The following is a 14,084-nucleotide window of genomic DNA, read 5'->3' as shown; positions in this document are numbered from 1 at the left end:
GCGTGTCTCTTCAAAGCGATGATCATCTCCGCGGCAGTTCGACCGTGATCAGCGTGCCGTTTCCGGGTTCGGATACGAGATCGATCGTGCCGTTATGCGCCTCGACGAACTGCTTGGCGAGCGGCAGGCCGAGCCCCAGCGCACGATCGCCGATCGTCTTGGATTCGGCGAACCGGTCGAACGCATGCGCGACGCCTTCCGCGCTCATCCCCGCGCCGTCATCCGACACGACGATCCGCGCATGCGTTGCATTGCCGTCGGCGTGCAGGAGGATCCGCCCCCCCTCGGGCGTACCGGCGACCGCGTGACGCAGCAGATGCTCGACGATCTCGCGCAATCGCTTGGGATCGCCGCAGATACGCCCGGTCGAGCGCCCGATCTCGATCGCGAAGTCGAGCTTGCGGCGCCGCGCAGTGGCCTGGATCGAGCCTGCCGCGGCGCGGGCGACCACCGCCAGCTCGACATCGGTGCGCACCATCTCGGTGCTCTCGCTCTCGGTCCGGGTCAGGTCGAGCACGTCGTCGACCAGCAGCCCTAGCCGCTCGACCGATTCGAGAATGGCCTCGAGATACCCCCCGGCCTGTTCGCTCATCGGCCCGGCATAGCCACCGTGCAGCATCTCGGCGAAACCACTGATCGACGTCAGCGGCGTCTTGAGCTCATAGCTCATGTTCGCGACGAACGCCGTCTTCACCTTGTCCGCCGCCTCGAGCGCGTTCGCGCGTTCGCGCAAGGCCTGCTCCGCACGCCGGCTGTCGGTGATGTCGAGCATCGTGAACAGCGCGTTGCCGTCGGGCAGCGGGACACCCGCGAATTCGAAATGCCGGCCGTCGGCAAAGGCAACGCGGCCCCCACGCTGCTGCCGTCCGGCAGTCGCCGATCGCACGAGATCGGGGATCAGCGCCGACCGGTTCGGCGTCATCAACTTGCCCGCAGCGGCATCGGCAAAGACGTCGACACGCGGATGGCCGGCAAGGAATTCCTCCTCGAGGCCCCACAGCACCCTGAACCGGTTGTTCCACAATTGCAGCCGCCCATCGGCCGCGAACACGCCAAGCGCCTCGAACAGATTGTCGAAGGTGGCGGTACGGACGCGAAGCAGCGTGTCGCGCGCGCTGGCGAGCTGGACATGCTCGGTGCGGTCCTCGAAGATCAGCAACAGCCCGCCATCGGGCAAGGGCTGGGCGACGACGCGCAAATGCGTCCCGCCGCGCAAATGCCAGATCTCCTCGCTCGCGCCGCCGTTCGGCATGGTCCCGGTCTGCATGAACCATGCGCGACGCTCGGCCTTCCATGCCGGAAAGTCGCGGACCTCGGGGAGCCGGTCCGCTTCGCGCATCCGTTCGAGCACGCGGTCGAATTCGGGACGGTCGGCGAGCCACTCCGCCCGCATCGCGAACATGCGCCGGAACGGCTGGTTGCAGAAGACCAGGCCGCGGTCGCCACCGAACTGCGCGACCCCCGCCGACAATCGGTCGAGCATCGCCCGCTGCGCCTCGGCGAAACGCTTGGCACCCGAGCGCGCCTGCTCGAGATCCTCGATGTCGATCGCAAAGCCCGCTACGCCACCGGTCGGGAGCGGGACGTCATAGATCTGGAGCGACCGACGGGCCCCGTCGATCGTCGCGGGCAGGACCTGCTGGTGCGGCCGCCCCTGCTCGCGCGCGGCGGCGGCACCCGCCAGCGGCCCGCCGCGCCCCGATCCCTCGACGAGTTCGAGGCCGCGCGCGACCACGTCCTGCGCATCCTGGCCCTCGACGGCCGCAACATAGGCGGAATTGACCATTGACAGCCTGAGATCGCGCGCCCGGTACCACATCGGCAGCGGCGCTGCTTCGATCAGCCCGGTCAGCGCCTCATAGGCGGCACCAAGCCGCGCCGTCTCGGTGCCGAGGCGCTTGATCTCGGATTCGCTGTCCGTTGCATCGAACGCCCAGATCAGGATGCTGCCGGTTGCCCCCATCGCACCAGGCGCGCGCGCGCCGCGCAGCGTAATGGCCCGCGTCGAACCGACGGGGCGGACGGCACGGACAAAGGGCCGGCCCGAACGCTGTGCAGCGGTCACATCAGCAGTGAGCGCGGCAGCATCCTCGGGTGAGAGCCCAGATTCCTCACCCGCCAGATCCATCAGATAGCGTGGCGCCGGAATACCCAGCCAGTCCGCCATCCGCTGCGGCATCTCCACTCGTCCATCCGAGCGGACGACCGTCGCAACGGCCGGCGACCCATCGAGCAACGCACGCATCGTCGCATTCTCGGCGAGGGTCGTCGCGACACCGGCGCGCGCGCGCAATCCCAGGAACAGCAGCAGCCCGCCAAGCCCGAGCAGCAGCAGCGTCGCAACGCCGGCCAGAACGGTCGCCCATGTTCCGGGGACCGTCATGTCCCGGAGACACTCTTCGCAACGGGATCGGGAAACACGGTAACCGCCATGGCTCCGTCTACGCCAACAGCGCCCCCCGGGGGAAGACGGCGATCGGGAAATCGCATGCGGCTGATCGGGTGACTCACCTGCACGCTTGGCGGCTCCGGCGCGTCAGCCCGAGGCGCTGGAAACCCAATCCCTCCAGACTGTTGCAAGGATGAAACACATTGTAAAAAAACGATCCTATTCGTCTCAATCGAGTGGATCGGGCCGCGCCGCGCGGCCTAACGGCGGCGCATCGACGAAGGTCAGCGGCCTTGCCCCTTCGTCGGAATGTTTCAGTCGAGAGTATTAAATGACCCCAGTCTATCGTCGCAGTCTGCTCGCCACGAGCCTCCTCGTTGCGGTTTCCACGCTCCCCGCTGCCGCGCAAACCGCGCCGGCGACGCCTGCGGCCACGCCCGAGGCAGCCGCTCAGGCAGAGGCCTTGGAGCCGGCAACCCCGACCCAGACCGCGACGGATCAGAACCCGCAGGGTGCTGCAGAAGCGCCGGCAGGCGAGATCGTCGTGACCGGCTCACGAATCGCATCGCCGTCGGCCACTGCCGCCTCGCCGCTCCAGAGCGTCGGCATCGCGCAGATCCAGCAGGCCGGCGCGATCAACGTCCAGGACGTCCTGCTTCAGAATCCGGCATTCGGCACCCCGGGCGTCAGCCGCACCAATTCGAGCTTCGCGACGCAGGGCGCGGGCGTGGCGACGGTCAATCTGCGCAACCTTGGCGAGGACCGCACGCTGGTCCTCGTCAACGGCCGCCGCTTCGTCTCGGGCCTTCCGGGCAGCAGCGCGGTCGATCTCAACGTGATTCCGACGCAGTTCCTCGAGAACGTCGACATCCTGACCGGCGGCGCATCGGCCGTCTATGGGTCCGACGCGGTCGCGGGCGTCGTCAACATGATCTACAAGACGAAGTTCGACGGCATCCAGCTCGACGGCCAAGTCGGCATGTCGCAATATGGCGACGGCTTCGACCGTCAGGTCAATGCCCTCGTCGGGAAGAACTTCGCTGACGATCGCGGCAACATCATGCTGTTCGGTGGCTATTCGAAGCAGGGTACAGTGCTGAAGCGCGACCGTTTCACCGAGGCGGGTTCAAGCGCCGTCGATTCGACAAGCCGCGGCTATCTAACAGGCAACGATGCCGAGCTGTTTACGCCGCAGCGGCCGTATCTTTCGGGGTTTGCGCCGCAGGGTCGCTATTATGCCGGCGACAGCACCTTCACCTATGGTCAGGATGGCGCGCTGCGCGATTGCGCGTCCGCCAACGGCACGGGGGGCTGCGTCAATGCCGATGGTACGGCCGCGGGCCCGGACGGCTTCAACCGGTCCGACTTCCGTTATCTCGCCGTTCCCGTCGAGCGCTACGTTGCCGCCGGCCGCGCAAATTACGAGGTGTCGCCTGCACTCAACCTGTTCGTCGAGGGCAATTATGCCAAGACCAAGGTCAGCACCGTGATCGAGGCGTTCCCCCTCGATTCGACCTTCAGCAACCCACGCAATTCGGGCCAGATCCCGATCCAGACGGTCGTCGGCGGCGTAACCTATCGCAACCCCTATGTGCCAGACGCGATCTTCAATGCTGCGACGGACACCGACAATGATGGACTGCGGGACATCTATTTTGATCGCCGTCTCGCCGATTTCGGACCCCGGACGATCCGGTCCAGCCGTGACCTGTTCCGCATCGCGGGCGGCGCAAACGGCAAGTTCTTCGAAGACCGCTTTAACTATGAAGTTTATGGGATCTATGGCCAGACCAAAGAAGACCAGGTCGGAACCGGCCAATTTAATACCGCTAACTTCTTCCAGGCGCTAAATTCTTATCGCGATCCAGCAACGGGGCAGATCGTGTGCGCCGATCCGACCGCGCGCGCAGCAGGCTGCGTTCCCGCCAACATCTACGGCGCGGGCGCGCTCGCACCGGCGGCCGGCTATCTCGCCGTGCCGACCACGCTCAGCACGAAGGTCACGCAGACCGTTGCCGGCGGCAACGTATCGGGCAAGCTCTTCTCGCTGTTCGGCGCCGACCCGATCGGCTTCAGCGTCGGTACCGAATACCGCCGCGAGAGCAGCCGCAACGACTTCGATCTGCTCACCCAGCAGGGCCTGAACGGCAACAACGCGCTGCCATCGACCGCGGGACGTTTCCATCTCTGGGAAGGGTTCGGCGAGGTCGTCGCACCGATCATCCAGGACAAGCCGTTCTTCCAGTCGCTGAGCGTCCGCGGCGCGATCCGCGTGTCCGATTATTCGACCGTCGGCACCACCTACAGCTACAATTTCGGCGGCGAATGGGCACCGGTCGAGGATATCCGCTTCCGCGTGATGCAGGCGCGGTCGGTGCGTGCGCCGAACATCAACGAGCTGTTCCAGGCTCCGCAGCAGAATTTCCCAAGCGTCAACGATCCCTGCATCGGCGTGACCGCGGCGACGGCCGGAACGCTCGGCACGACCTGCCGTGCCGCGTCCGGCGTGCTCGCCAACATCGCGGCGAACGGCGGCGCGTTCGCCGCGAACCAGGCCGATATCCAGGGCGTCACCAGCTTCGAGGCGGGCAATCGCAACCTCCAAGAAGAGAAGGGCGATTCCTTCACCGCGGGCGTGGTGATCAACCCGCGTTCGGTCCGAGCGCTGCGCAACCTCGTCGTCACGGTCGATTACTTCAACATCCGGATCAAGGATGCGATCGTCCAGACGCCGCTGCAATACATCGTCAACCAGTGCTACCAGCAGGGCAATTCGGATTATTGCAGCCAGATCACGCGCCGTGCGGCCGCGCTCGGGCCGAACAGCGCCGGGTCGCTCGACCAGCTGACGACCAGCTTCCTCAACAGCGGTGGCGTCAAGACCCAGGGCATCGATACGGTCATCACCTATCGCCAGGATCTCGCCGATATCGGTCTCGCCGGCACACTTGGTCTGCGAGGCTCATACACGCATCTGATCTCGGGCTACACGGTGCCCCTGCCCGATGCGGATCGTGACTATTTCGCGGGTGAGATCGGTGCGTCTCGCGACCGGTTTACGACGAACCTGTCCTATGACATCGATGGTGTCGGCTTTACGACGACGGGCACCTGGATGAGCCAGGCAAGCCTCGACGACCAGTTGACCGGCGCCCGCCCGGGTACCAATCCGCTGTACCGCGTCCGTCCGCAATTCTACCTGGACTCGCAGATCCGCTTCCAGACGAACGACGGCTTCGAATTCTACGTCGGCGGGTCGAACCTGCTCAATAACAAGCCGCCCTATCTCGCCGATATCGGCGCGTCGGCCGGCCAGGATACCGATGCGGGCACTTATGATCCGCTCGGCCGCCGCTATTATGCAGGTGTCCGGATCAACTTCTGATCCCCGGACACATCGTACCTCAGGAGGGGAGCCGGCAACGGCTCCCCTTTTTTGTCCGAGCGACATGGACAAAAAAAGGGCGCGGGCCGCGGGAGGATATCCCGATGCCCGCGCCCTTCACGTCTGGAGGATGGCGATCACGCCGCCATGAACATCTCCGGCGGCAACGCCATCAGCGACTCCGCGCCACCCTCGATCTTGCGACGCAGCGCGCCCGCGTCGGGCAGGATCCGCTCGGCATAGAAACGCGCGGTGATCAGCTTGGCGTCGAGGAACGCCGCCTCGCCCTCACCGGCCGCCTTCAGCTTGGTGGCGGCAACCGCCATCCGCAGCCACATCGCGCCGACCGCGACGATCCCCATCAGATGCATGTAGCTGACCGCACCGGCGCCGACATTCTCAGGGTTCTTCATGCCGTTCGCCATGAACCACATTGTCGCCGCCTGAAGCTGGCCGTTCGCCTTTTCCAGCGCCTCGGCAAATGCCGCCGTCGCCGGATCGCTCTTAGCCGCCGCAACCTCGTCCGCGACCAGCTTGAAGAACGCCTGGATCCCGCGACCGCCGTTCTGCGCCAGCTTGCGACCGACCAGATCCATCGCCTGCACGCCGTTGGTGCCTTCGTAGATCATCGCGATCCGCGCATCGCGCACATATTGCTCCATGCCCCATTCTGCGATGTAGCCATGACCGCCATAGACCTGCTGCGCGTTGGTGGCGATCTCATAGCCCTTGTCGGTGCCATAGCCCTTGATGACCGGGGTCAGCAGGCTGATCATGTCGCCCGCCAGCTGACGCTCTTCCTCGGTCGCGGCGTTATGCTCGAGATCGCCCTGCAGCGCGGTCCACAGGATCAGCGCGCGCAACCCCTCGGTCATCGCCTTGCCCTCCATCAGCATGCGGCGCACGTCGGGATGGACGAACAGCGAATCCGCCTTTTCCTGCGGCTCCTTCGGCCCGGTCAGCGCGCGTCCTTGGCGACGGTCCTGCGCATATTGCACCGCATTCTGATACGCGACCTCGGCCACGCCCAGCCCCTGAAGGCCGACGCCCAAACGCGCCGCGTTCATCATGATGAACATCGCGGCGAGGCCCTTCATCTCCTCGCCGACGAGCCAGCCGGTCGCCGAGTCATAGTTCATCACGCAGGTCGAGTTGGCGTGGATCCCCATCTTGTGCTCGATCGACCCGCAGGTGACGCCGTTGCGATCGCCGAGCGAACCGTCTTCGTTGACGAGGAACTTCGGCACGACAAACAGCGAGATACCCTTCGAACTGTCGGGCGCGCCCGGCGTCTTGGCGAGGACGAGGTGGATAATGTTCTCCGTCAGGTCATGCTCGCCGCTCGAGATGAAGATCTTCGTGCCGGTGATAGCATAGGAGCCGTCCGCCTGCGGCTCGGCCTTGGTGCGGATCAGGCCCAGATCGGTGCCGCACTGCGGCTCGGTCAGGTTCATCGTCCCGCCCCATTCGCCCGACACCATCTTCGGCACGTACATCGCCTTCTGCGCGTCCGATCCCTTGGCGACCAGCGCGGCGATCGCGCCATGCGTCAGGCCGGGGTACATCGCGAACGCCATGTTCGACGAGATCATGTATTCCTGGAACGCGGTCGAGACGACGTGCGGCATCCCCTGCCCGCCATATTCGGGCTGGTTGCCAAGCGTCGCCCAGCCGCTCTCGACATACTGCTTGTACGCCTCCTTGAAGCCGTCGGGCGTCGTGACCGATCCGTCCTCGTGGCGGGTGCAGCCCTGCTGATCACCCGACAGGTTGAGCGGGAACAGGACTTCGGCGACGAATTTTCCGCCCTCTTCCAGCACCGCGTCGACGACGTCGGGGGAAGCCGCGTCGAAGCCCGGCAGGTTGCTGTAGCGGTCGAGGCCGACGACCTGTTCGAGGACGAAGCGCGTGTCGCGGACGGGGGGCGTATATTGGGGCATGGTCTATCCTTGCTGGTCGTTGGCGCGGCCGACTTCGAGAAGGGCCACGAAATTGGTAAGTTCGTCGATGGCGGCGTCGATATCCCGCTTCTGCGCGGTCAGCAGCGCGATCCGCGACTGGCTGCGCTCGATCACGACCTGACGCTGCGCACGACGCCCGTCGCCGACGTCGTAAAGGTCGATCATCTCGCGGATCTCGCCGAGGCTGAAGCCGACACGCTTGCCGCGCAGGATCCATGCGAGCCGTGCGCGGTCGCGGTGCGAGTAGATACGCTGCGTGCCCCGTCGCTCGGGCGCGATCAGCCCTTCGTCTTCGTAGAAGCGAAGCGCGCGTGCGGTCACGTCGAACTCGCTCGACAGATCCGATATCGTGAAATGGTCGCGATCATGCCGCGGTTCGATCACCGCATAGGATTCGGGAGATGCCCGTTCTGCCGGGGATGCTCTGGTCGCCATGCCGGAACATTTAGCTCTCGTTTACGTCAACGTCAATCTCGGCATAGAAATTTGCCCGCCTTCGAGCGCAGCGTGGCCGCCTCGGACCGCGACTCGCTCAACCGATCGACCGTCACCGCGGCAAGCGAGGCTCGTCCCGCACACAGCGCTTCGCACGCTTCGGGCATGTCGGCGGGGAATGTGATGCGATCCCCGTCGAACCGCGCATCGAATGCGCATTTGCCGAACGTCATCTGCAGCCGCTCGCCGGAGCGCTCGACGGTCCCCGATGCCGCGCAGCTCTGAGCTTCGCCATAATCGACGCTGACGCCGATCCGGCTGACCCGCTCGGTCCCAATGATGCAGATCCGGTCGGTATCGCGCGCCCAGGAGCCCTGAAGCGCGGCACCGGGATCACCAACGATACCCGCGCTCCGCGCCGCCGACTCGAGCCGCGAACCGGGCGTGCTCTCGGTATTGGTGATGCTGGTCGACGCACCGTCGCATCCGGCCAGCAGCGACAGCAGGAGCATGAGCCCGCCACGCCAGTGGCTCATTCGGCGGTCACCAGGCCATCACCCTCTATACGCCGGAAAAAACAGGTACGTTCGCCGGTGTGACAGGCCGGGCCCGCGGCATCGGCGATCACCCATATCGCGTCCTGGTCGCAGTCGATCCGGAGTTCGGCGACGCGCAGCACATTGCCCGACGTCTCCCCCTTGCGCCACAAGGCTTGCCGGCTCCGCGACCAGAAATGCGCCTCTCCGGTCGCCTGGGTCTGCGCCAGCGCGTCGGCATTCATGTGCGCCACCATCAAGACATCGCCCGACACGCGATCGGTGACGACCGCCGTCAGCAGGCCGGAGGAGTCGAACTTCGGATCGAGCGTCAGGCCCGTGTCGCGGCTGTGTGTCATGCCCGGGGACATACCAGAAAGCGGGCGCGAAGCGACGCGAGAGATCAAACCCATTGCGCAATGTTATTACAAGGAGGCGACAAACGTGTGAACCGCGACTATAGGGCATGCTCCGCACGACGTGAGACCCGGCATGCTGACCACAAACCCTTATGATGACGACAAACTCCGTGAAGAATGCGGGGTGTTTGGCGTCTCGGCCACCGACGGCGCGGCGGCGCTTGTCGCCCTGGGCCTCCATGCGCTGCAGCATCGCGGCCAGGAAGCCGCCGGCATAACGACGTTCGACGGCGCCCATTTCCATACGCACCGCGCAATGGGCCATGTCGCCGGGAACTTCGATCGCGACGACGTGATTCGCGCACTGCCGGGCACGGTCGCCTGCGGGCATGTCCGCTATTCGACGACGGGCGAGACCGCGCTCCGCAACGTCCAGCCGCTGTACGCCGAGTTGTCGACGGGCGGTTTCGCGATCGCGCACAACGGCAATATCTCGAACGCGATGCGGCTGCGTCGGGAGCTCGTCCGTCGCGGCTCGATCTTCCAGTCGACCAGCGATACCGAGACGATCATCCATCTCGTCGCGACGTCGAACTATCGCACGCTGCTCGATCGCTTCATCGACGCGTTGAAGCAGGTCGAGGGTGCCTATTCGCTCATCGTGATGACGCCCGAGGGCATGATCGCCTGCCGCGATCCGCTGGGCATCCGGCCGCTGGTCATGGGCAAGCTTGGCGACGCGGTGATCTTTGCGTCTGAAACGGTTGCACTCGACGTCGTTGGCGCAACCTTCGTCCGCGCGGTCGAGCCGGGCGAGCTCGTGATCGTCCAGGGGTCCGAGATCCGCTCGATCCGCCCGTTCGCGCCGATGGCGGCGCGGCCGTGCATCTTCGAATGGGTCTATTTCTCGCGCCCCGATTCGATCGTCGACGACCATTCGGTCTATTCGGTGCGCAAAGCGATCGGGGCACAGCTCGCGATCGAATCGCCGGTCGATGCCGATCTCGTCATCCCCGTCCCCGATTCGGGCACCCCCGCGGCGATCGGCTATGCGCAGCAATCGGGCATTCCGTTCGAGCTTGGGATCATCCGCTCGCATTATGTCGGTCGCACCTTCATCTCCCCGGGTGACAAGGTCCGCCATCTCGGCGTGAAGCTGAAGCACAACGCCAACCGTGCGCTCATCAAGGGCAAGCGCGTCATCCTCGTCGATGATTCGATCGTCCGCGGGACGACCTCGCTCAAGATCGTGCAGATGATGCGCGAGGCGGGCGCGGCCGAAGTCCATATGCGCATCGCCAGCCCGCCGACCCGCCACTCCTGCTTCTACGGAGTCGACACGCCGGAACGCGCCAAGCTGCTCGCAGCCAAGCTCGATCTGGGCGGCATGACGGGCTTCATCCACGCCGACAGCCTCAACTTCATCTCGATCGACGGGCTGTACAAGGCGCTCGGCGAGGCCAAGCGCGCGGATATTCGTCCGAAATATTGCGATGCCTGCTTTACCGGCGATTACCCGACCACGCTGACTGATCACGACGAAGGTGCCGAGGTCGATCAGTTCGCGATGCTCGCCGAACGCGTTATCTGACAAGTCCTGGAGCTAGAATGACCGACAAGCCTCTCGAAGGCCGGCTTGCGCTGGTCACCGGTGCAAGCCGCGGCATCGGCGCCGCCACCGCGATCGCGCTCGCTGCAAAGGGGGCGCACGTGGTCCTTACCGCGCGCACGCCGGGCGGCCTCGAAGAGGTCGAGACGGCGATCCATGACGCCGGCGGCTCCGCGACGATCGCACCGCTCGACCTCGCCGAGAGCGAGGCGATCGGCCGGCTCGCCAGCGCGATCGGGGATCGCTGGGATGCGCTCGACATCCTCGTGCTGAATGCGGGCATGCTGGGATCGCTGTCGTCGGTCCCGGCGATCGATCCGAAGGAAATGGCGCAGGTCCTCACGCTCAACGTCAGCGCGCAGGCGGCGATGATCGCCGCGTTCGATCCGATGCTGAAAAAGGCGAAGTCGGCGCGCGTGATCGGTGTCACGTCGAGCGTCGGCCGCAAGCCGCGAGCCTATTGGGGGCTCTACGGTGCCTCGAAGGCGGCGTTCGAGACGCTGCTCGGCGCTTACGGGGACGAGATGGCCGAGATCAGCGGCATCCGCACCGCGATCGTCGATCCCGGCGCGACCCGCACCAAGATGCGCGCGCGTGCCTATCCGGGCGAGGATCCGAACTCGGTCAAGGATCCGCAGGTCGTCGCTGACCGTATCGTCGCGCTGGCTGTCGACGGGTTCGAACCCGGCCATTTCGAACGCGTCGCCTAAATCCTTCCCTTGCGGGGCGGACGATCAGCGTCGCTTCACCAGCGTCACCTGTGCGACGTCGATGCCGCCACCGCGGAACCCGCCCTCGCAATACATCAGGTAATAGCGCCACAACGCGACGAACTTCGCGTCGAGCCGTGCCGGCAAGCGCCCCTGCGCGACGGCGGCGTCGAACGCGATCCGCCAACGCCGGCATGTCTCGGCATAGTGCAGCCCGAAACTGCTTTGATCCTCCCACGTCAAACCGCGTGCCTCCGCCAAAGCGCGGAACCGCGGCTCGGACAGCAGCATGCCGCCGGGAAACACGTAGCGCTGGATGAAGTCGACGCTCGTCGAATAGGCATCGAAGATCGCATCGTCGATCGTGATATATTGAAGCGCGGCACGGCCGCCGGGTTTCAGCGCCCGCGCGACCGCGTCGAGATAGGCCGGCCAATAGGCCTCACCCACCGCCTCGACCATTTCGATACTGGCCACCGCGTCATAGGTTCCGACGACGTCGCGGTAATCGGTCAGCGAGACGGTCACCCCCGTCAGCCCCGCCTCGGCCATCCGCGCGTCGACCTGTCGCTTCTGCTCGGTCGACAGGGTGAGGCCGTGCACGTCGACACCGGACTGCGCGGCGAGGGCTGCGAAGGACCCCCAGCCGCAGCCGATCTCGAGGATGCGATCGCCGGGCTGCGTACCCGTCCTGTCCAGAATCGCCTGGAGCTTCGTCGTCTGGGCATGCTCGAGCGGTTCGGCCTCGCTGATCGGCTCGGCGAACAACGCGCTCGAATAGGTCAGGCTGGGATCGAGCCACGTCTCGTAAAAGTCGTTGCCGAGATCATAATGTGCGGCGATGTTGCGCCGTGATCCCGTGCGGTGATTGCGTCGCATCCAGTGCCACGCGCGAGCCGAGAGTCGCGCAACCCCGCCCGATCGCGCCGTCCGGCCCAGGGAGATACGGTTGCGCATGAACAGGTCGAATAGCGGAACCGGATCGGGGCTCGACCAGTCCCCCGCAGTCCAGCCTTCATACCACCCGACCGATCCGGCCGTCGCCAGCCTTAGCAATGCCCGCCAGCGATGGACGGTAACGATCGGCATCGGCCCGGGTGCACGCCCTCCCAGCAAACGGCGGGTGCCGTCGGGCAAGCTTGCCTCGATACCGCCGCTCTCAAGTCCTGCATCGATCCGGTCGAGCAGGCGGTGGAATATCGGCGCGGTCAGGCGTGCTGCACTGGTTGCGCGCCCCGTAGCGGCGTCGTCAAAGGCGTGGGCGGCGGTCATCGCGGCGCTCCATGCAACAGCGCCGTCACCTAGGAAAGAGGCGCGTGCCAAAAGGCGTCAGCGCGCGTGGCGCCCCGCCTCGAGCGCGCGCTCGCGTGCCTCGCGGTGACCGATGATCTTGGCGGGATAGTCGCGCGGCCGGCACCCGGACTCGTCCGGGTCGTGGATCGCGTCGCCCGCAACCCCGGCGAGCTCCGGCACCCATTGGCGGATATAGTCGCCCGCATCGAATTTTTCCGATTGCGACAGCGGCGCCATGATCCGGCCGAACATGTTCGAATCGACCCCCGTGCCCGCGACCCATTGCCAGTTGACTGAATTATTGCCGTAGTCCGCGTCGACCAGGCAATCCCAGAACCAGCGTTCGCCCTCGCGCCAGTCGAGCAGCAGATGTTTGACGAGGAAGCTCGCGGTGATCATCCGAACGCGATTGTGCATCCAGCCCGTCGCCCAGAGCTGCCGCATCCCTGCATCGACGATCGGATAGCCTGTCCGACCGGTCTGCCAGGCCTTCAGATCGGACGCCGCCGCCTTGCCGGTGCGCCATGGCAACGCATCGAACGCCGGCCTTCCGTTGCGGCGGCCATAATCGGGGAGCGCCAGCACCACGCCCTGCGTGAAATCACGCCACGCCACTTCCTTGCGGAACGTCGTGACGCCGTCGCCGTGCCCCGAGACGGCATGCCAGACCTGGCGAGGACTGATCTCGCCAAAATGAAGATGCGGGGACAACCGGGACGTCCCCTCGGTCGAGGGTATGTTGCGGTCGTGGTCGTAATCGTCGGCGACGTCCGCGAACCGCGCCACCGCCTTCCGCGCGGCATCCTCGCCGGGGCGCCAGTCGGAAAAGCCACCCGACCAGTCCGGTTTGGTCGGCAACAACTTCCAGCTCTCCAGTGCGTCCGATTCGGGCCACGTCTCCGGCGCGTCGATCTTGCGCGGCATCGCCACCGGTTCCGGCGGCGGCATCATCTGCGACAGTGCTTTCCAGAACGACGAATAGACGCGGAACTGCCCGCCTGCTCCGGTCGTCACGCTCTCGACCCGGGCCAGCTGGTTGCCATCGTGGAGACAGATTGCATCGCCGAGCGCATCCTCGGCCTTGCGCCACCACGGCTCGTACTGGCGCGTCGCGAACACCCGCTCCGCGCCCGTCTCCGTCATCAGCGACCGGAGTGTCGAGACCGCATCGCCCCGCCGCAGAACGAGGCGGGAGCCCTTCTTGTCGAGCGACTTTGCGAACGCCTCGAGGCTGTGATGGAGCCACCAGCGCTGGGCACCGCCGATCGCCCAGTCGCCGGGCGCGTCGTCATCGAGGATATAGACGGGGATCACCGGCCCTTCCTGCGTAGCGGCGACGAGCGCCGGGTGATCATGCAGGCGAAGGTCCTGGCGAAGCCAGAGAAGTACGGGTGTTGTCATCGCCTG

10 protein-coding genes are annotated in these 14,084 nt (G+C 65.6%); 3 read left to right on the top strand and 7 right to left on the bottom strand.

Going from position 1 to position 14,084, the window contains the following annotated elements:
* Window positions 1–22: 22 nt before the first annotated feature.
* A complete protein-coding gene (locus C8J24_RS15050; RefSeq protein WP_107045841.1) occupies window positions 23–2,383 on the bottom strand; it encodes a PAS domain-containing sensor histidine kinase in 2,361 nt (786 codons plus the stop codon).
* Window positions 2,384–2,720: 337 nt separating this feature from the next.
* On the opposite strand from C8J24_RS15050, the gene C8J24_RS15045 reads away from it, so the two are divergent.
* Window positions 2,721–5,774 carry a TonB-dependent receptor plug domain-containing protein gene (locus C8J24_RS15045; protein ID WP_107933641.1) on the top strand — a complete coding sequence of 1,018 codons (3,054 nt, stop codon included), beginning with the start codon at window positions 2,721–2,723 and terminating at the stop codon, window positions 5,772–5,774.
* A 137-nt stretch (window positions 5,775–5,911) separates the two neighbouring features.
* Here the strand turns inward: C8J24_RS15045 and C8J24_RS15040 are convergent, their stop codons facing one another.
* From C8J24_RS15040 to hisI, 4 genes are read right to left on the bottom strand one after another with little or no spacing between them, the layout of a single operon-like run.
* Complete coding sequence (locus tag C8J24_RS15040; RefSeq protein ID WP_107933639.1) at window positions 5,912–7,714, bottom strand: acyl-CoA dehydrogenase C-terminal domain-containing protein; 1,803 nt, start codon at window positions 7,712–7,714, stop codon at window positions 5,912–5,914.
* 3 nt (window positions 7,715–7,717) lie between these two features.
* Window positions 7,718–8,170 (bottom strand): MerR family transcriptional regulator, encoded by a 453-nt coding sequence (locus C8J24_RS15035; RefSeq protein ID WP_031396539.1) that lies wholly within the window; start codon window positions 8,168–8,170, stop codon window positions 7,718–7,720.
* A 32-nt stretch (window positions 8,171–8,202) separates the two neighbouring features.
* Window positions 8,203–8,706, bottom strand: coding sequence for a hypothetical protein (locus C8J24_RS15030; protein ID WP_236559005.1), 504 nt, complete (start codon window positions 8,704–8,706; stop codon window positions 8,203–8,205).
* A complete protein-coding gene (gene hisI, locus C8J24_RS15025) occupies window positions 8,703–9,065 on the bottom strand; it encodes a phosphoribosyl-AMP cyclohydrolase (protein ID WP_031396541.1) in 363 nt (120 codons plus the stop codon). Before hisI ends, C8J24_RS15030 begins: the two co-directional genes overlap by 4 nt.
* 133 nt (window positions 9,066–9,198) lie before the next feature.
* Between hisI and purF the strand changes: the two genes are divergently transcribed.
* Both purF and C8J24_RS15015 read left to right on the top strand, forming a co-directional pair.
* Window positions 9,199–10,656: an amidophosphoribosyltransferase gene (gene purF, locus C8J24_RS15020; protein ID WP_037527979.1), complete on the top strand. Its 1,458-nt coding sequence runs from the start codon at window positions 9,199–9,201 to the stop codon at window positions 10,654–10,656.
* Window positions 10,657–10,673: 17 nt separating this feature from the next.
* Complete coding sequence (locus C8J24_RS15015) at window positions 10,674–11,384, top strand: SDR family NAD(P)-dependent oxidoreductase (protein ID WP_056675647.1); 711 nt, start codon at window positions 10,674–10,676, stop codon at window positions 11,382–11,384.
* A gap of 24 nt (window positions 11,385–11,408) precedes the next feature.
* Here the strand turns inward: C8J24_RS15015 and C8J24_RS15010 are convergent, their stop codons facing one another.
* Both C8J24_RS15010 and C8J24_RS15005 read right to left on the bottom strand, forming a co-directional pair.
* The gene (locus tag C8J24_RS15010) at window positions 11,409–12,656 is read right to left on the bottom strand and encodes an SAM-dependent methyltransferase (protein ID WP_107933637.1); all 1,248 of its coding nucleotides are present in this window, start codon (window positions 12,654–12,656) and stop codon (window positions 11,409–11,411) included.
* A gap of 57 nt (window positions 12,657–12,713) precedes the next feature.
* Entirely contained in the window at window positions 12,714–14,078 is a 1,365-nt protein-coding gene (locus C8J24_RS15005) for a cryptochrome/photolyase family protein (protein ID WP_107933635.1), read from the bottom strand.
* Between the last annotated feature and the right edge of the window lie 6 nt (window positions 14,079–14,084).

The organism is Sphingomonas aerolata (assembly GCF_003046295.1).
GTDB lineage: Bacteria > Pseudomonadota > Alphaproteobacteria > Sphingomonadales > Sphingomonadaceae > Sphingomonas > Sphingomonas aerolata.
Note: the sequence above shows the minus strand (reverse complement) of the source record. Positions and strands in the feature narration are given on the sequence as shown.